This is a genomic window from Kitasatospora sp. NPDC092039 (assembly GCF_044756065.1).
In the GTDB taxonomy this organism is placed as follows: Bacteria; Actinomycetota; Actinomycetes; order Streptomycetales; family Streptomycetaceae; genus Kitasatospora.
On the sequence record NZ_JBIVSD010000006.1, the window covers coordinates 78787 to 98641 of the forward strand.

A 19855-nucleotide genomic window follows, 5' to 3' on the forward strand; every position below is an offset into this window, starting at 1 on the left:
TCGCTCACCGTCCTTCCCGGGCGTGCCGGGCGATCCGCCGCAGGGCGGTGGCGAAGTCCTCGGCGGCCCGGCGGACGGCTTCGGTGGTGTGGACGGCGGGCCGGTGGTGCCAGGTGAAGGCGAGGCGTCCGTGCTGGGCCGCCCCGACCACCTCCAGCGGGTGGGAGCCGCCGTCCCGGGGGTCGTGGTCCTGGCCGAAGGAGCCGAGTTCGGCGCGGACCAGGCCGTCTCCGGCGTCCTCGGGCCGCGAGTCCCACTGGCCGAGGTAGTTGAAGACCACCTCACCGTGCCCGCCGGCGGCGAGGCGCTCGCGGACCTCGGCGCTGCCGAAGGTCCGCAGGGCGCCGAAGCCCAGGCCGTTGCCGGGCACCGCGCGCAGCTGCCGGCGGACGGACTTCACCAGGGCGCGCCAGTCGCGGTCCGGGCCGAGGTCCGCGGGGTCGGGGACGTCGAAGGCCACGGGGTGGACGGTGGTGAACCAGCCGACCGTACGGGACAGGTCGACGCCGTCGAGCAGGTCCTCCCGGCCGTGCCCCTCCAGGTCGAGGGCGACCCGCGGCCGGCCGCTCCAGCGGGCCAGGGCGAGGGCGAGCGCGGCCAGCAGCACGTCGTTGACCCGGGTGCGGTAGGCGGCGGGGGCGGCGCGCAGCAGCGCCTCGGTGTCCGCCTCGTCGAGTTCGACGGTGACCGCCGCGCTCCCGCCGTCGCCGGGGCCGGCCGGGCCGCCCGGCAGGGCCGCACGGGCGCTCACCGCCTGCTCCCAGTACGGGATTTCGTGGTCGAGGCCGCCCTCGGCGACATGGGCCGCGAGCCGGTGCGCCCAGTCCCGGAAGGAGGTGGTGCGCTCCCCCAGGGTGATCGCCCCGCCCCGGACGGCCTGCCGGTGGGCGCTGTCCAGGTCGTCGCGCAGCACCCGCCAGGAGACGGCGTCGACGACCAGGTGGTGGGCGACCAGGAGCAGCAGGGCCGGGTGGTCCGGGTGGCCGGTGAACAGGGCGGCGCGCAGCAGCGGGCCGTGGGCGAGGTCGAAGCCGGCGTGCAGTTCGTCGGCGGCCTTGGCCATGGCCGCGTCGGCGGCCCCGGTGTCCTGGCCGGTCAGGTCGTAGCGGGACAGGAGGTCCTCGACGGGGGCGGGCGGCGGGTTGAACTGGTGCCAGCCGGCGTCGTCGCGGGTGAAGCGCATCCGCAGGCCGTCGTGGTGTTCCAGCAGGGCGTAGAGGGCGGCGCGCAGCGCCCGGGGGTCGGGGTCGGCGGTGAGTTCGAGCAGGGTGGACTGGTTGAAGTGGTGGTGGGCGGCGCGCGGGGTGGTGAGGAACCACTCCTGGATGGGGGTGAGCGGTACGTCGCCGGTCACCGGGCCGTCGTCCGCGGGTTCGGCGGCGGTGCGGACGACGGTGGCCAGTGCGGCGACGGTCTGGTGGCTGAACAGGTCCCGGGTGGCCAGGTGGAGGCCGTCCCGGCGCAGCCGGGAGACCACCTGCATGCTGAGGATGGAGTCGCCGCCGAGCAGGAAGAAGTTGTCGTCGGCGCCGACCTGGTCGAGGCCGAGGACGTCGGCCCAGATCCGGGCGATCCGGCGTTCGAGGTCGGTCTCCGGGGCCCGGCCGGGGCCGGCCGGGGCCTGGGTCGGGCCGGGGTCGGGCAGGGCCCGCCGGTCGAGCTTGCCGTTGGGGGTGAGCGGGAGCCGGTCCACCGCGACGAAGGCCGAGGGGACGAGCTGCGGCGGCAGGAACGCGCCGAGGTGGAGGCGGAGTTCGAGGGCGGGGGCGCCGGCGGCGGGGTCCGCGGGGACGACGTAGCCGACGAGCCGGCCGCCGGAGGGGCCGTCGGTGCGGACGGTGACGGCGGCGTCGCGCACCAGGGGGCTGCGGCGCAGGGCGCTCTCGATCTCCCCCGGTTCGATCCGGTGGCCGCGCAGCTTGACCTGTTCGTCGGCGCGTCCGGCGAAGCGCAGCAGGCCGTCGGCCTCGCGGCGGGCGAGGTCGCCGGTGCGGTACATCCGCTCGCCGGGCGGGCCGTACGGGTCGGGCAGGAAGCGCTGGGCGGTGAGGCCCGGGCGGCCGAGGTAGCCGCGGGCGAGGCCGGGGCCGGCCAGGTAGAGCTCGCCGGTGATGCCGGGCGGAACCGGCCGCAGGGCGGTGTCCAGGACGTACGCGCGGGTGGCGCCGCTGGGGCGGCCGATGGCGGGGGTGCCGGTGCCGGGGGCGAGCGGGCCGGTCCAGGTGGCGACGACGGTGGCCTCGGTGGGGCCGTAGGAGTTGATCATCCGTCGGCCGGGGGCCCAGGTGTCGACCAGGTCGGCGGGGCAGGCCTCGGCGCCCACCACCAGGGTGCGCAGCCCGGGCAGGGCGGCGGCCGTCCCCGGTTCCACGGTGGCGAGGGCCGCCGGGGGGATCAGGGTGTGGCTGATCCGGCGTGCGGTCAGCACCTCGGCGAGCCGTTCGCCGACCAGCGGGCCCTGCTCGCCGGTGACCAGGGCGGCTCCGGAGAGCAGGGAGATGCACAGTTCCAGCACGGAGGCGTCGAAGCTGGGCGAGGCGAACTGGAGGACCCGGTCGCCGGGGCCGACGGCGTACTGCTCGGCGGCGGCCGCCGCGAAGACGGCGAGGCCGGCGTGGGTGACCAGGACGCCCTTGGGGGTGCCGGTGGAGCCGGAGGTGTAGATCGCGTAGGCGGGGTGGGCGGGGGTGAGCGGGGCGCGGCGGTCGGCGTCGGTGGGCGGGGTGTCCGGTCCTTCGGCGGCCCAGACCCGGGCCGGGTCGTCGAGCACCAGGTGGGCGCCGGCGTCGCGGACCATGAACTCCCGGCGGGGCGCCGGGTAGTCCGGGTCGACCGGGAGGAAGGCGCCGCCGGCCTTGGTGACGGCGAGCTGGGCGACCGTCATGGCGGCCGAGCGGGGAAGGGCGAGGGCGACCAGCCGCTCCGGTCCGACGCCGCGCCCGATCAGGTGGTGGGCCAGCCGGTTGGCGGCCCGGTCCAGTTCGGCGTAGGAGAGCGTCCGGTCGCCGTCGAGCAGCGCCGGCGCCTCGGGGGTGGCGGCGGCCCGGCGCTCGAACAGCTCGGGCAGGGTCGCCTCGGGCACCGGGCGCAAGCCGCCAGCCGGTTCGGCGGCGGGCTCCTCCGCCCCGGCCAGCGGCAGCGCGCCGACGGCGCGTCCCGGGTCCCGGGCGACGGCGGTCAGCAGGGTGGTGAGCTGGGCCGCCATCCGTTCGACGGTGGCCGGGTCGAACAGGTCGGTGCTGTAGGTGACCAGGCCGTGCAGCGCGCCGTCCTCGGCCTCGACGAACTCCAGCACCAGGTCGAAGACCGTCCGGAGGGTGTCGGTCTCGATGCCGGTCACGTCGAGGCCCGGCAGGTCGACTTCGCCGGACGGGGCGTTCTGGAGCACCACGTGGACCTGGAAGAGCGGGCTGCGGCTGGTGTCGCGCTCCGGCTGGACCGCGTCGACCACCTTCTCGAAGGGCACGTCCTGGTGGGCGAAGGCGTCCAGGACGGTCTGCCGCACCTCGCCGAGGAGGGCGTCGAAGGGCTGCCCGGGCTCGACCCGGGAGCGCAGCACCAGGGTGTTGACGAAGAATCCGACCAGTTGCTGGACCTCGGGCCGGTGGCGGCCGGAGGTGATGGTGCCGACGGCGATGTCGGTGTCCCCGGAGAGCCGGGCCAGGTAGGCCTGGGCGGCGGCGACCAGGGTGGTGAACAGGGTGGCGCCGCGTTCGCGGCCGACCTCGGCCAGCCGGCGGGCGGTGTCGGCGGGCAGCTCCAGCCGGACGGTGGCGCCGGTGCCGGTGCGCACCGCGGGCCGGGGCCGGTCGGTGGGCAGCCGCAGGGGTGCCAGGCCGGCCAGCCGGCTCTTCCAGTAGTCGAGTTGCCCGTCGGCGGTGGCCCCGTCGGTGCGCTGCCAGTGGGCGTAGTCGGCGTACTGCACCGGCAGCGGCGCCAACGGGGCCTGCGCGGTGCCGAGTTCGGCGCGGTAGAGGTGGGCCAGGTCGGCGAGCAGCACGCCGGTGGACCACCCGTCGGTGACCATGTGGTGCAGGGCCAGCGCGAGCGCGTGGTCGCCGTCGGCCAGCCGGACCAGCGCGGCGCGCAGCAGCGGTCCGCGGCGCAGGTCGAAGGGGCGGGCGCGTTCGGCGGCGAGCAGTTCGCGCAGGGCCCGCGGCCGTTCGTCCGCGGGCCGTGCGGAGAGGTCGTACAGCGGCAGCGGTACGGCCCGCGGCGGGTGGACGTACTGGACGCCGTGGCCGTCGACGCTGTCGAAGGTGGTGCGCAGCGCCTCGTGCCGGGCCGTCAGGGCGGTCAGGGCGGCGCCGAGGGCGGCGCGGTCGAGGGTGCCGCGCAGCCGCAGCGCGAGTGCGACGTGTTCGGCGCTGTCGGGCGCCAGCTGCTCCAGGAACCAGAGGCGTTGCTGGGCGTAGGACATCGGGGCCGCGCCGTCGCGGGCCACCGGGACCACCGGCGGGCGGGCCGGGGCGGCGGGCGCCTCGGTGAGCAGCCGGGCCAGGCCGGCCGGGGTGGGGTGGTCGAAGACCGCGCGGGGGCCGAGGTCGGTGCCGAAGGCGTCGGCCAGCCGGGCGGTGAGCCGGATGCTGAGGATGGAGTCGCCGCCCAGGTCGAAGAAGCCCTCGTCGATGCCGGGCGGGCGGATGCCGAGGACCTCGGCGAAGACCTCGGCGGTGCGGCGCTCGGCCGCGGTGCGCGGTTCGGTCCGGGCGCGGTGCCCGCCGCCGGGCCGCTGTTCCGGCGCGGGCAGGGCGGACCGGTCGACCTTGCCGTTGCGGCTCAGCGGGAGGGCGGCGAGCGGGACGACGGCGGCCGGGACGAGGTAGTCGGGCAGGATGCGGGCGGCGAACGCCAGCAGCTCCTCGGGATCGACGGCGCCGACCGGGTAGGCGACCAGCCGGCGGGCGCCGGGCCGGTCCTCGCGGACCGCCACGGCGACGTCGGCGACCCCGGGATGGGCGGCGAGGGCGGACTCGACCTCGGCGGGCTCGACCCGGAACCCGCGGATCTTCACCTGGTCGTCGGCGCGGCCGAGGAACTCCACGGTGCCGTCGGGGCGGCGCCGGGCGAGGTCCCCGGTGCGGTACATCCGGGCACCGGGCGGGCCGGAGGGGTCGGCGAGGAAGCGGGCGGCGGTGGCGCCGGGGCGGCCGAGGTAGCCGCGGGCGACGCCCTCGCCGGCCAGGTAGAGCTCCCCGGCGCAGCCCGGCGGGACGGGCCGCAGCCGCTGGTCCAGGACGTGCACCCGCCGGTCGTCCAGCGGGCGGCCGATCGGGACGGTGTCGGGCACCGCGGCGGCGTCCGGGAGGGCGTGGGCGGTGGCGAAGGTGGTGGTCTCGGTGGGCCCGTAGCCGTCCACCACGGTCAGCCCGGGGCAGGCCGCCAGGACGCGGCGCACGGCGGCGGCGGGCACCACGTCCCCGCCGGTCCACAGGGTGCGCAGGCCGGTGAAGCAGTCCGGCGCGTCCTGGGCGAGCAGCCGGAAGAGCCCGGCGGTGAGCCAGAGCGCCGTCGGCCCGTCCGGTCCGGCGAGCCGGCGCAGCAGCGCGGCGTCCACCGGCCCGTCGGGGGCGACCAGGACGCAGCCGCCGTTCAGCAGCGGCGCCCACACCTCGAAGGTGGCGGCGTCGAAGGCGACCGGCGAGTGCAGCAGCACCCGGTCGCAGCGGCCGCCGGTGAAGCGGCTGTCGGTGGCGAGCGAGGCCACGTCGCGGTGCCGGACGGCGACGGCCTTGGGCTCGCCGGTGGAGCCGGAGGTGTACATCACGTACGCCAGCCGGTCGGGGTCGGCGGGCGGCAGGCCGGGGCCGGCCGGGTGGTCCTGTGCGGCGGCGACCTGGTCGGCGGTGAGCAGCACCTGCGCGCCGGCCCGGTCGAGCAGGGTGCGGCGGCGCTCCTCGGGGGCGCGCCGGTCGACGGGCAGGTAGGCGCCGCCCGCCTTGAGGACGGCCAGCTGGGCGACGACGAGTTCGGTGCCGCGGTCCATCGCCAGGGCGACCCGGTCCTCGGGGGCGAGGCCGTCGGCGAGCAGCCGGGCGGCCAGCCGGTCGGACCACTCGTCGAGGCCGCGGTAGCTCAGTTCGCGGTCGCCCTCGCGCACGGCGGGGGCGTCGGGGGTGCGGCGGACCTGCTCGGCGAGGACCGCCAGCGGGCTGCGCGGCGCCGGCGGGCGGGCGGTGGCCTGCCAGGAGGCCAGCAGCTCGCGGTCGGCCGGGGTGAGGGGGTCCAGCGCGGCGAGGTCGCCGTCCAGGCCGTCGGCGAGGGCGGTGAGCAGCAGGGCGAGGCGGTCGGCGGCGTCCTGGGCGGTGCGCCGGTCGAAGAGCGCGGGGTCGTACGCCAGGTCGAAGGCGAGCTGCCCGGCCAGGTGGGCGCGCAGGCACCACGGGTAGGTGGTGGCGTCGTCGGCGCGCACCTCGGCCACCCGCACCCCGGTGCGGTCCGCGGCCGACTCGTCGACGGGGTAGTTCTCGAACACCAGCATGCTGTCGAACAGCGTTTCCCCGGCAGGCAGTTCGCTCAGGGCCTGGATCCGGGGCAGCGCCAGGTGGTCGTGGCGGCGGGCGTCGCTCTGCCGGTCCTGGAGCTCGCGCAGCCAGGGCGCCACGGCGCCGCGGGCGGGCACCCGGACCCGGGCCGGCACGGTGTTGATGAACAGGCCGATCATCGTCTCGACGCCGGGCAGTTCGGCCGGCCGCCCGGAGACGGTGGTGCCGAAGACCACGTCCCCGGTGCCGGCGTAGCGGCCCAGCAGCATTGCCCAGGCGCCCTCGACCAGGGTGTTGACGGTCAGTCCGGCGGCGGCGGCGTTCTCCCGCAGCCGGGCGGAGAGCGCCTCGTCGAGGGTGCGGTGGACGGTGGCGCTGGAGCGGGCCCGGTGGGCTCCGGCGGGCCGGCGGTCGTAGGGCAGCGCGGTCCGTTCGGTGAACCCGGCCAGGACGGCGCTCCAGTGGTCCTCCGCGGCCTGCCCGTCCTGCTCGCGCAGCCAGGCCAGGAAGTCCGCGAACGGGCGCCGCACCGGGCGGGGCGCCTGCGGTCCGCCGGTCAGCGCGGCGTACTCCTCGCACACCTCGGTGAGCAGCTGTCCGGTGCTCCAGCCGTCCAGGATCAGGTGGTGGGTGGACCAGAGCAGCAGCACCTCGTCGCCGGGCAGCGCGGCCAGCACCAGCCGGGTGAGCGGCGCGGTGCCGAGGTCCATCCCGGCGGCCCGCTCCTCGGCGAGCAGCCGTTCGGTCTCCGCGGCCCGCTGTCCGGGCGTCAGCCCGCGCCAGTCCAGGTGGCGGACGGGCAGCGCGGCGCGGCGGGCGACCAGCTGGACGGGGTGCGGCAGGCCGCGCCAGTGCACGGCGGTGCGCAGCGCCGGGGTGCGGTCGGCGACCAGCTGCCAGGCTTCGGCGAAGGCCGCCGGGTCGGCGACGCCGGCCAGCCGTACGGCGATCCGGTCCACGTAGGCGCCGTCCTCGTCGACCAGGCCGTGGAAGAGCATGCCGGACTGCAGGGGGGTCAGCGGCAGCACGTCCTCGGTGTCGCGGCCGTCGCCGACCAGGCGGTCCAGCTGCCGCTGGTCGAGGCCGGCCAGCGGGAAGTCGGACGGGGTGCGGCCGCCGGCGCCGGGGGCCGCGCAGTGCTCGGACAGCTCGCGCAGCGCCTGGAGCGTCTGCTCGGCGAGGGCTCGGACGGTGGCCTCCTCGTAGCGGGCCGCGGGGTAGGTCCAGCCCAGTTCGAGCCGGCCGTCCTGGACCGCGCCGACGACGTCCAGCAGGTACGGGCGGGGCTCGTCGGGGTCGGTGTCCCGACCGGCCGGCGGCAGCGAGCCGCGCAGCAGCCCGTCGGCGCCGGTGCCGGTGTCCCACTGGCCGTGGTAGTTGAAGCCGACCTGCGGAGCGGCCGCGCCGGCCGGCAGGGCGGACGGGCGCAGGTGGCGCAGGGCGCCGTGGCTGAGTCCGCGCAGCGGGACAGCGCGCAGCTGCTCCTTGACCGAGCGCAGGGTGTCGTGCCAGCCGGCCTGCGGGTCGACGCGCAGGGCGAGCGGGAACTCGGCGGTGAACCAGCCGACCGTCCGGGAGAGGTCCTGGTCGGCGAAGAGGTCCTCGCGGCCGTGGCCCTCCACGCCGATCAGCACGGTGTCCCGGCCGCACCAGCGGGCCAGGGTGCGGCCCAGGGCGCTGAGCAGGACGTCGTTGACCTGGGTGCGGTAGGTCTCCGGGACCCGGCGCAGCAGCGCCGCGGTGGTCGGCTCGTCCAGCGTCACGGTGACGGTGGCGGCGGTGCCGTGGGTGTTGGGACCGGGCCGCCCGGCCGGCAGGTCGGCCGGGGCCCGGCCGGTGCGGGTCCAGTAGGCGGTGTCGCCGTCCAGGGCGCCGGAGCGGGTGTGCCGTTCCAGCCGGGTGGCCCACCGGGCGTAGGAGGTGCCGGGCTCCGGCAGCCGGACGGGTGCGCCGGTGCGGGCGGCGCGGTGGGCCGCTTCGAGGTCGGCCAGCAGGATGCGCCAGGAGACGCCGTCCACGGCCAGGTGGTGGACGGTCAGGACGAGTTGGGCCGGCCGCTGCTCGCCGCCGTCGAAGTGGAGGGCGCGCAGCATCCGGCCCTCGACCGGGTCGAGGGAGCGCTGGGCCTGCTCGACGGCCTGCTGCAGTTCGGCCTCGGAGCCGGCCCGGTGGTGGGTGAAGGCGCCGTCCGGCGCCTGGGCCAGGACCTCCTGGTGCCAGCCCGTCGCGCCGTGGCGGAACCGGGTGCGCAGCGCCGGGTGGTGCTCCACCAGGGCGAGCACCGCCCGGTGCAGGGCGGCGGGGTCGGTGCCGGGGGCCAGCGCCAGCCGCTGGGTCATGGTGAAGCGCAGCGCCTCGCCGGGGCGGCGGCCGTCGAGGTACCAGTGCTGGATCGGGGTGAGCGGCGCCTCGGTGGGCTCGGCCTCCCGGCCCTCCGGGGACTGCGCCGACTCCCCCGCGCACAGGGCGAGTTCGGCGACGTTCTGGTAGCGGAAGACGTCCTTGGTGGTGAGGGCGAGTCCGGCGGCGCGGGCCCGGGAGACGATCTGGATGCTGAGGATGGAGTCGCCGCCGAGCGCGAAGAAGTTGTCCCGGGCGCCGACCCGGGGCACGCCCAGCACCTCGGCCCAGATCGCGGCGAGCCGCTCCTCGGTGCCGGGGCGCGGTGCGACGTACGGGGTGGTGCGGTCCGGCTGGGCGGGCGGGGCGGGCAGGGCGCGGCGGTCGGTCTTGCCGCCGGTGGTGCGCGGGATGCGGGCCAGCGGGACGAAGGCGGTGGGCACCAGGTGGTCGGGCAGGGTGCGCCGCAGCCAGGCCCGCAGCTCCTCGGCGGGCGGCACCCGGTCGCCGGCCGGCACGGGGTAGCCGACCAGCAGGGTCCGCCCGCCCTGCTCGCGGGCGGCGACGGCGCAGTCCGCGACGCCGGGGTGGGCCAGCAGCGCGGCCTCCACCTCGCCGGGCTCGATCCGGAAGCCGCGGATCTTGACCTGGGCGTCGGCCCGGCCGAGGAACTCCAGCTGCCCCTCCGCGTCCCAGCGGGCCAGGTCGCCGGTGCGGTACATCCGGGCGCCGGGCGGGCCGTACGGGTCGGCGAGGAAGCGGGCGGCGGTCAGTCCGGGCCGGTCGAGGTAGCCGCGGGCGACCTGCGCCCCGGTCAGGTACAGCTCCCCCGGCATGCCGGGCGGCACGGGACGAAGCGCGCCGTCCAGCACGTACGCGCCGAGGTTGCGGCCCGGCCGGCCGATCACCGGGCGCTCGGGGTGGTCCGCGCAGCGGGTGTAGGCGGCGTCGACGGTGCACTCGGTGGGGCCGTACACGTTGTAGGCGGTGATCCCGAGCCCGGCCCGGGCCGCGGCCAGTTCGCGCCAGGTGGCGGCGGGCACGGCCTCGCCGCCGACCAGCAGCAGCCGCGGGTGGTGCGGGGCGGGCGCGAGCAGCCCGGCGGCGGTGAGTTCGCGCAGGTAGGACGGGGTGACGTTGACCAGGTCGAGCCGCTGGTCGACGATCTTCGCGCAGAAGGCCTGCGGGTCCAGCCGGACGTCCTCGTCGATCAGGTGGAGTTCCTGGCCGAAGGCCAGCAGCAGCGGGCCCTCCCAGCTGGTGTCGAAGGAGAAGGAGGCGCTGAGCGCGATCCGCAGCCGGGCGCCGTCGGCGGTGTGCGGGGCGAGCAGCTCCTCCCGGTGGTCGTGGGCGAGGTTGACCAGCTGGCGGTGTTCGACGACCACGCCCTTGGGGCGGCCGGTGGAGCCGGAGGTGTGGATCAGGTAGGCGGCGTGCCGCGGCAGCAGCGGCGAGGTCCGCTCGGCGTCGGTCAGGTCGTGGCCGGGCAGCTCCTCCCACGGCACCTCGCGCAGCGCCCGCTCGGTCAGCACGGTGCGCGGCCGGGTGTCGTCGAGCAGCAGGGCGGCCCGCTCCTCGGGCAGGTCCGGGTCGACGAACTGGAGGACGGCGCCGGCCTTGAGCACCCCGAACAGGGCGACCAGCAGCTCCGAGGTGCGCGGCAGCCGGACCGCGACCACCTGCTCCGGGCCGGCGCCGAGGGCGGCCAGGTGGCGGGCGAGCCGGTTGCCCCGGGCGTTGAGGGCGGCGAAGTCCAGGGCGGCGTCCCGGGCGACCACCGCGGTGGCGTCCGGGGTGCGGGCGGCCTGGGCCTCGAACAGGGCGGTGAAGGTGGTGTCCGGTACGGGCAGCGGCTCGCCCCGGCCCTGGCGCAGCACCTGCCGCCGCTCCTCCCCGGTCATCAGCGGCAGCGTCCCGACGGCCGTTCCGGGCGCCTCGGCGGCGGCCACCAGCAGGGTGGTCAGCCGGTCGGCCAGCTGCTCGGCGGTGCGCGCGTCGAACAGGCCGGTGTCGTACTCCAGGTAGCCGGTCAGGCCGCCGTCGTGCTCGGCGAAGTCGAAGGAGAGGTCGAAGGTGGCGTTGCGGACCGGCGGGGTGACGGGTTCCACCGTCAGGCCGGGCAGCCGGGGCGCCTCGGCGCCGAGGTTGTGCAGCGCCACCATCACCTGGAACAGCGGGGTGCGGCTGGTGTCGCGCTCCGGCTGGAGGGCGTCCACCAGCCGTTCGAAGGGCACCTCCTGGTGGGCGAGGGCGTCCAGCACGGTGCGCTGCGCGGCGGTCAGCAGCTCGTGGAAGGACAGTTCGGGGCGGATGTCGCCGCGCAGCACCAGGGTGTTGACGAACATGCCGACCACGTCGTGGAGTTCGCCCTGCTCGCGGCCGGAGGTGACGGTGCCGACGGTGATGTCCCGCTGCCCGGACCAGCGGGCCAGCAGCACCTGGCAGGCGGCCAGCAGGACGGTGTAGAGGGTGCCGTCGGCCTCCCGGCCGCGCTCGCGCAGCCGGGCGGTCAGCTCGGCGGGCAGCGTGAAGGTGACCAGCGCGCCCTGCCGGGTGCGCACCGCCGGGCGCGGCCGGTCGGTGGGCAGTTCCAGCGGGGCCAGGCCATCCAGCGCCCGGCGCCAGTGGTCGAGGTCGGCCTCGGCGGCGGCGGTGCGGGAGCGCTGCCAGGCCGCGTAGTCGGTGTACCGGACGGGCAGCGCGGGCAGCCGCGGCCGGCGCCCCTCGACGGCGGCCGCGTACAGCTCGCCGAGGTCGCGGCCCAGGACGCCCATCGACCAGCCGTCCGTGGCGATGTGGTGCACGGCCAGGGCGAGGACGTGCTCGTCGGCGGCCGTGCGGGCGAGGTGGGCGCGCAGCACCGGGCCTTCGGCGAGGTCGAAGGGGGTGGCGGCGATCCGTTCCAGCAGGGCGTCCAGGTCCTGCGGCCGGACATCCTCGCAGGGCAGCTCGACGGGGTGCGGCGGGCGCACCACCTGGCGGGCCCGGCCGTCCCGCTCGGCGTAGCACGTCCGCAGCGCCTCGTGCCGTTCGACCAGGGCGTCCAGCGCGCCGCCCAGCGCGGCCCGGTCGAGGGCGCCGCGCAGCCGCAGCACGGACAGCGCGGTGTACTCGGTGCTTCCGGGTTCGAAGCGGTCGAGGAACCAGAGCCGCTGCTGGGCGTGGGAGAGCGGCGGCTCGGTGTCGGGGTCGGCGGCGGGGATGACGGCCGGTACGGTGTCCGGGCCCGGTGCGCCGAGCGCCTCGGCGAGGTCGGCGAGCACCGGGTGGGTGAACAGCAGCCGGGGCGAGAGGTCCGCGGAGCCGAAGGCGGCGCGCAGCCGGGCGGTGACCCGCACGGCGAGGATGGAGTCCCCGCCGAGGGCGAAGAAGTCGTCCTCGGCGCCGATCCCGTCGGTGTCCAGGACCTCCGTCCAGGCCTCGGCGACCAGCCGCTCGGCGGGGGTGCGGGGCGCGGTGCGCTCGCGGCCGGCCGCGTAGCCGTCCGGGCCGGGCACCGGCAGGGCGCGCCGGTCGAGCTTGCCGTTGGGGGTGAGCGGCAGCGCGGCCAGCGGGACGTAGGCGGCGGGCACCAGGTAGGCGGGCAGCAGCCGTTCCAGGTGGGCGCGCAGCTCGGCGGCGGACGGGGCCCGCGCCGGGTCCCGGCCGACCACGTGGGCCACCAGCCGGCGGGTGCCGGCGGCGTCCTCGTGGACGCCGACGGTGGCCAGGGCCACGCCCGGGTGGGTCTGGAGGGCGGCCTCGATCTCGCCGGGTTCGATCCGGTAGCCGCGGATCTTGACCTGCTGGTCGGCGCGGCCCAGGTAGCGCAGGGTGCCGTCGGCCTGCCAGCGGGCCTTGTCGCCGGTGCGGTACATCCGGGTGCCGGGGGCGCCGAACGGGTCGGCGAGGAAGCGGGTGGCGGTCAGGCCGGGCCGGTTGAGGTAGCCGCGGGCCAGGCCCTCGCCCGCCACGTACAGTTCGCCGACCGCGCCGGGGGGCACCGGGGCGAGGTCGCCGTCGAGCACGTACAGCCGCAGGTCGGCGATGCCGGTGCCGATCGGGCCGGGGCCGCCGGCGTCGGCGGTGCGCCGGTCCAGCGCGGTGTGGGTGACGTGCACGGTGGTCTCGGTGATGCCGTACATGTTCACCAGGCGCGGTGAGTCCTCGGGGTGGCGCCGGTACCAGTCGGCGAGCCGGGTGACGTCCAGCGCCTCGCCGCCGAAGACCACCGTGCGCAGCGCCAGCCTGCCGGAGACGTCCGGGTGCTGGGCGTCGGCGCGGGCCAGCTGGTGGAACGCGGACGGGGTCTGGTTGAGGACGGTGACCCGCTCGTCGGCGAGCAGCCGCAGGAGGTCCTCCGGGGAGCGGGCGGTGTCCTCGGGCACCACCACGAGCCGGCCGCCGTGCAGCAGCGGGCCCCAGAGCTCCCAGACCGAGAAGTCGAAGGTGTAGGAGTGGAAGAGCGTCCAGACGTCCTCGGCGCCGAAGCCGAACAGCTCCCGGGTCCGCTCGAACAGCCGCACCACGTTGGCGTGCGGCACCACGACGCCCTTGGGGCGGCCGGTGGAGCCGGAGGTGAAGATGGCGTAGGCGGGGCTCTCGGGCAGCGGCCGGTGGCCGGGCCCGAGCGGGCCGGCCGGGCGGCGGGCCAGGTCGGCACGCACCTCCGGGTCGGCCAGGGCGAGGACGGGGACGTCCACGCCGGTCGGCTCCGTCGGGGTCACCAGGGCCACCGGGGCGGCGTCGCGCAGCAGTTCGTCCCGGCGTCCGGCGGGCAGGCCCGGGTCGAGCGGCAGGTAGGCCGCGCCGGTCTTGAGGACGGCGAGGACGGCCACCACCAGGTCGGCGGTGCGGGGCAGCGCGAGGGCGACGTAGCGTTCGGGGGCGGCGCCGAGCTCGGCCAGCCGGTGGGCGAGCCGGTCGGCGCGGGCGTCCAGTTCGGCGTAGTCCAGGTGCTCCTCGCCGCAGGTGACGGCCTCGGCCCGCGGGGTGCGGGCGGCCTGCGCCTCGAACAGCTCGACCAGGGTGTGCCCGGGCCGGCCCTGGGCGGTGCCGTTCCAGTCGACCAGCAGCCGGTGCCGCTCCTCGGCGGTGGTCCAGGCCAGCGCGCGCAGCGGGCGGTCCAGCCCGTCGGCCAGCTCGGTGAGCAGCAGGCGGAGCCGCCCGGCGAGGGCGCGCACGGTCTCGGCGTCGAACAGTTCCGGGTCGTAGCCGAGGTCGAAGCCGAGCTGCCCGCCCTGGTGGGCGCGCAGCACCAGCGGGAAGTTGGTGGCGTCCCGGGAGGAGACCTCGGCCAGGCGCACCCCGGTGCCGGCGGCGCCGGCGTCGTCGAAGGGGTAGTTCTCGAAGGCGACGATGCTGTCGAACAGCGCGCTGCCGGTCGGGACGTCGCTGTAGCCGGTGAGTTCGGCGAGCGAGACCGCCGAGTGCCGGCGGGCCTCGGCCTGCGCCTCCTGGAGTTCCCGCAGCCAGTCGGCGGCGGTGCGGTCGCCGTCCACCCGGACCCTGGTGGGCAGGGTGTTGATGAACATGCCGATCATCGACTCGACGCCGGGCAGTTCCTCGGGCCGGCCGGAGACGGTGGTGCCGAACAGCACGTCCGGCTCGCCGCTGTAGCGGGACAGCAGCAGTGCCCAGGCGCCCTGCACGACGGTGCCGAGGGTCAGCCCGGAGCTCCGGGCAGTACGGGCGAGCCGCTCGGACACCTCCTCGGACAGCCCGGCGCTGTGGACGCCCGCCGACCGGGCCCGGTGGGCCTCGCGGCGGACCCGGTCGGCGGGCAGCGGGGTGGCGGTGGCGAAGCCGTCCAGGACCTGCCGCCAGTGGGCACGGGCGGCCCCGGTGTCCTGCTCGGCCAGCCAGCGCACGTAGTCGGCGAAGGGGCGGCGCACCGCCGGGGTGGGCGCGCCGCCGGTGGTGAGCGCCGCGTACTCGGCGAACACGTCGGTGAGCACCTGGGCGAGGCTCCAGCCGTCCAGGACCAGGTGGTGGGAGGTCCACAGCAGCTGGAGCCGGGCCTCGGGCAGCCGGACCAGGGTGAGCCGGGTGAGCGGGGCGGTGGCGATGTCCAGGCCGAGCGCGAGGTCGTCGGCGCGCAGCCGGGCCAGCCGTTCGGCGCGTTCGGCCGGGTCGGCGTCCCGCAGGTCGAGGTGGGTCACCGGCAGCCGGACGCTCCGGCGGACCATCTGGAGCGGGGCGGGGACGCCCTCCCAGACCACCGAGGTGCGCAGCGCGGGCGTCCGGTCGGCGACCCGCTGCCAGGCCAGGGCCAGGGCCTGCGGGTCGGCGACGCCCTCCAGCAGCAGGGCGGCCTGGTCCAGGTAGACGTCGTCGGGGCCGCCGACCAGCCGGTGGAAGAGCATGCCCTCCTGGAGCGGGGTGAGCGGCAGCAGGTCCGTCACGTCCCGGCCGTCGCCGACGAGCCGGTCCAGCGCGGCCTGGTCGAGGCCGGCCAGCGGGAAGTCGGAGGGGGTGCGGCCGCCGGCGCCGGGGCGGGCGCAGTGCTCGACGATGGCGCCCAGCGCGGTGGTGGTGGCCAGGGCCAGCGCCCGGACGGTGTCCTCCCGGTGCGTCCGGTCGCTGTAGTGCCAGGTGAGTTCCAGCTCGCCGTCGGCGACGACGGCGGAGACGTCGAGCAGGTGGTCCAGCGGTTCGTCCGGGGCGAGGTCCCGGCCCGGGGCCTCGCCGGCGGGGGCGAAGTCGCCGCCGGCGGGGGCGGTCCACTGCCCGTGGTAGTTGAAGCAGACCTGCGGCAGCGGGACGTCCCGCAGGGCCGCGGCGCCGGGGGCGGGCGAGCCGAGCCGGGCGAGGGCCTCGTAGCCGAGGCCGCGGCGGGGCACCGCGCGCAGCCGTTCCTTGGTCTGCTTGAGGGTGGCGGCCCAGTCGGGGGCGTCGGCCGGGCCGGCCGGGGCGAGGGTGACGGGGTACTGGGTGGTGAACCAGCCGACGGTGCGGGAGAGGTCGAGGTCGTCGAACAGCTCCTCGCGGCCGTGGCCCTCCAGGGCGACGGTGACCCGCCCGGTGCCGGTCCAGTCGGCGAGGGCCCGGCCCAGGGCGCTGAGCAGCACGTCGTTGACCTGGGTGCGGTAGACCTCGGGGACCTTGCGCAGCAGCGCCTCGGTGGTGGCCCGGTCGAGGCGGGTGCGCAGGGTGCGCACCGAGCCGGCGGTGGGGGTGCCGGGCAGGTCGACGGGCAGCGGCTCGGCGGGGGTGGCGGTCTCGGCGGTCCAGTACGGCAGGTCCTGGTCCAGGCCGCCGGCCCGGACCAGTTCGGCGAGCCGGTGGGCCCAGTCGGTGAACGCGGTGGGCTCGGGCGCCGGGTCGGGGGCGGCGCCCTCGGCGGCCTGCCGGTAGGCGCGCTCCAGGTCGGCGAGCAGTACCCGCCAGGAGACGCTGTCCACGGCGAGGTGGTGGGCGGTCAGGAGGAGCTGGGGGCGGTCGTCGGCGGCGGGCCGGAACAGGACGGCGCGCAGCAGGGTGCCGGTGGCCGGGTCCAGTGCGGCGCGGGCGGCCTCGGCGGCCCCGGTCCGGTCCGCACCCGGTTCGAGGACGGCGAGCAGCCCTCCGGTGTCCGCGACCGGTTCCTGGCACCACCCGTCGGCGGTGCGGGTGAAGCGGGTGCGCAGCGCCGGGTGGGCGGCGACCACCGCGGTCAGGGCCCGTTCCAGGTCGTCCTCGTCGAGCCGGTACGGCAGGTCGAGCAGCATCGACATGGTGAAGTGGCGCAGCGGGCCGTGGGCGGCGAGGAACCACTCCTGGACCGGGGTGAGCGGGGCGGGCCCGGCCTGGTGCCGCGGTTCGGTGGCGGGCGCCGCCGTGGTGCGGGCCGCGGCGGCGAGGTCGGCGACGGTCTGGTGGCGGAAGACGTCCTGGGACGCGATCCGCAGGCCCGCGGCGCGGGCCCGGGAGACGGCCTGGATGCTCAGGATCGAGTCGCCGCCGAGTTCGAAGAAGTTGTCGGTGACGCCCACTCTCGGCACACCCAGCACCTCGGCCCAGACGGCGGCGAGGATCTCCTCCTCGCGGGTCCGGGGAGCGATGAACTCCCCCTCCCGAACGTCGGCTTCGGGGGCCGGCAGGGCGCGCCGGTCCAGCTTGCCGCTGGTGGTGAGCGGCAGCGTGTCCAGCACGGTGAAGGAGGACGGCACCAGGTGGTCGGGCAGCACCCGGCGCAGGGCCGCGCGCAGGTCGGCGGCGGGACGGGCGGCGCCGTCGGCGAACACCAGGTAGGCGGCCAGCCGGTGGTGCCCCTGGGCATCGGGTACGGCGAGGACGGCGGCTCCGGCGACCTCCGGCAGGTCGAGCAGGGCGGCCTCGACCTCGCCGGGTTCGATCCGGTGGCCGCGCACCTTGACCTGGTCGTCGGCGCGCCCGAGGTACTCCAGGCGCCCGTCGGCGGTCCAGCGGGCCAGGTCGCCGGTGCGGTACATCCGGCTGCCGGGCGGGCCGTACGGGTCGGCGGTGAAGCGGGCGGCGGTCAGGCCGGGGCGGCCGGCGTAGCCGCGGGCGACCTGCTCGCCGGCCAGGTGGAGTTCGCCGCTCACCCCCGGCGGCACCGGCTGGAGCCGCCCGTCCAGGACGTAGGCGCGGACGTTGGGCAGCGGGCGGCCCACCAGCGGCCGGTCACCGCCGTCGATCCGGCAGGCGAGCGCGTCGACGGTGCACTCGGTGGGGCCGTAGTAGTTGTAGGCGGCCACCTCGGGGCGGGCGGCGAGTTCGCGCCAGAGCCGGGGCGTGACCGCCTCGCCGCCGAGCATCAGCACCCGGGGGCGGTGGCGGGGGTCGTCGAGCAGCCCGGCGGGCAGCAGTTGGCGCAGGTAGGAGGGGGTGAGGTCGAGGAAGTCGATCCGGTGGCGCACGACGTACTCGACCAGGGCGGCCGGGTCCATCCGGGTGGTCTCGTCGACCAGGTGCAGCGGGTGGCCGTCGGCCAGCAGCAGCACGCCCTCCAGCGAGGTGTCGAAGGAGAACGAGGCGGTCAGCGCGACGTTCAGCGGCCCGCCGCCGGCGTCGGCGACGAAGCCGGCCCGGTGGGCGGCGAGCAGGTGGGTCAGGGCGCCGTGGGGGACGGTGACGCCCTTGGGGCGGCCGGTGGAGCCGGAGGTGTAGAGCACGTACGCGGTGCTCGACAGGTCCGGCGGGGCGAGCGGGCCGGTGCCCTCCGGGTCGCCGTCTTGCGGGTCGCCGTCCCGCAGGGCGCGCAGCGTCTCCTCGTCCAGCAGCAGGGCCGGGCGGGCGTCCTCCAGCAGGAACCGGACGCGCTCCTCGGGCAGCGCCGGGTCCAGCGGCAGGTAGCCGGCGCCGGCCTTCCAGACCGCGAGGACGGCCACCACCAGGTCGGCGGTGCGCGGCAGCCGCAGCGCGACCAGCCGCTCGGGGCCGGCGCCGCGGGCGGCGAGGTGGCGGGCGAGCCGTTCGGCGCGGGCGTCGAGGGTGGCGTGGTCGAGCCGCTCGTCCTCGGTGACCAGGGCCGGGGCGTGCGGGGTCAGGGCGGCCCGGCGGCGGAACAGTTCGGGGAGGCTGACGGCCTCGACGGGCAGCTCGGTGGCGTTCCACTCCCGGGTGACCTGCGCGGTCCCACTCGCGGAGAGCAGCGGCAGGGTGGCGAGCGGGCGGTCCGGTTCGGCGGCGGCGCCCTCCAGCAGCCGCAGCAGCTGGTCGGCCATCCGGCGGGCGGTGGGCGCGTCGAAGAGGTCGGCGCGGTACTCCAGGACGCCGGCGAGCGCCTCGCCGTCGGGGACGAACTCCACGCTGAGGTCGAAGGTGGCGGCCTGCCGGGGCACGGTGACCGGGGCGGTGGCCAGGCCCTGCGGGTCGCCGGCCGCGGGCGGCGCGGGGTGCAGCAGCACCAGCACGTCGAACAGCGGGTTGCGGCCGGCCTCGCGGGGCGCGCCGACCGCCTCGACGAGCCGTTCGAAGGGCGTGTCGCCGTGCGCGAGGGCGTCGTTGCCGGTCTCGGTGGCGGCCGCGAGCAGGTCGCGGAAGGAGCCGTCGGGCTCCACCCGGGTGCGCAGCACCACCGTGTTGACGAAGCAGCCGACGGCCCGTTCCAGCTCGGTGCGGGAGCGCCCGGCCATCAGCGTGCCGACGGTGACGTCCGGCCGGCCGGACCAGCGGGCCAGCAGGGCCTGGGTACCGGCCACCAGCGCGGTGTTGAGGGTGCCCTGCCGTTCGGCCGCGAGCTCGCGCAGCCGGGCGGTGAGCGGCGCGGGGACGGTGAAGGCGTGCAGGCCGCCGGGGCCGGCCTCCTCGCCGCGCCGGGGGTGGTCCAGCGGCAGTTCGGGCGGCATCGCGCCGGCCAGCTTCTCCCGCCAGTGGGCGAGTTGGCGCTCCAGCCGGTCGCCGGAGAGCTGTTCGCGCTGCCAGAGCGCGAAGTCCGGGTACTGGGTGGCGACCTCGGGCAGCCGCGGCTCGGCGCCGCAGGCCAGGGCGTCGTAGGCGGTGCGCAGTTCGTCCAGGACGACGCCCATCGACCAGCCGTCGGTGACGATGTGGTGGGCGGTCAGCTGGAGCACGTGGGAGTGCTCCGCCTCGGCGACCAGCAGGGCGCGCAGCAGCGGCCCCCGGGCGAGGTCGAAGGGCCGGGAGTACTCCCGGAGCAGGACGTCGTCCAGGCTCTCCCCCGCGGCCGGGGCCAGGACCGGCAGCTCCACCGGCCCGGCCGGCTCGACGGTCTGCACCGGCCGGCCGTCGTGCTCCGCGAAGACGGTGCGCAGCGCCTCGTGGCGGGCGACCACGGCGGTCAGCGCCGCGGCGAGCGCCGTGCGGTCCAGCGGTCCGGTGAACCGCAGGGCGACGGCGCTGTTGTAGCGCGGGTCGCCGGGGCGCAGCCGGTCCAGGAACCAGAGCCGCTGCTGGACGAAGGAGGGCGGCAGCGGGCGGCCGCGGTCGGCTCGCGGGATGGCCCGCTCGGCGGCGGCCCGGGTGCCGCCGGCCCGGCCGGCCAGCCGTTGCCGCAGGGCCTCGCGCAGGTCGGCGGGCAGCGCGGCGGCGCGGTCCCGCTTCGAGGGCGTCGAGGGTGTCGGAGGCGTCGAAGGCGTCATGGTCGG

The 19855-nt window shown here is 77.2% G+C and carries 1 protein-coding gene; it reads right to left on the reverse strand.

What is annotated here, in order from left to right; translation table 11 throughout:
- Positions 1–4: 4 nt before the first annotated feature.
- Complete coding sequence (locus ACIQI7_RS14400; protein WP_401109055.1) at positions 5–19849, reverse strand: non-ribosomal peptide synthase/polyketide synthase; 19845 nt, start codon at positions 19847–19849, stop codon at positions 5–7.
- Positions 19850–19855 lie beyond the last annotated feature (6 nt).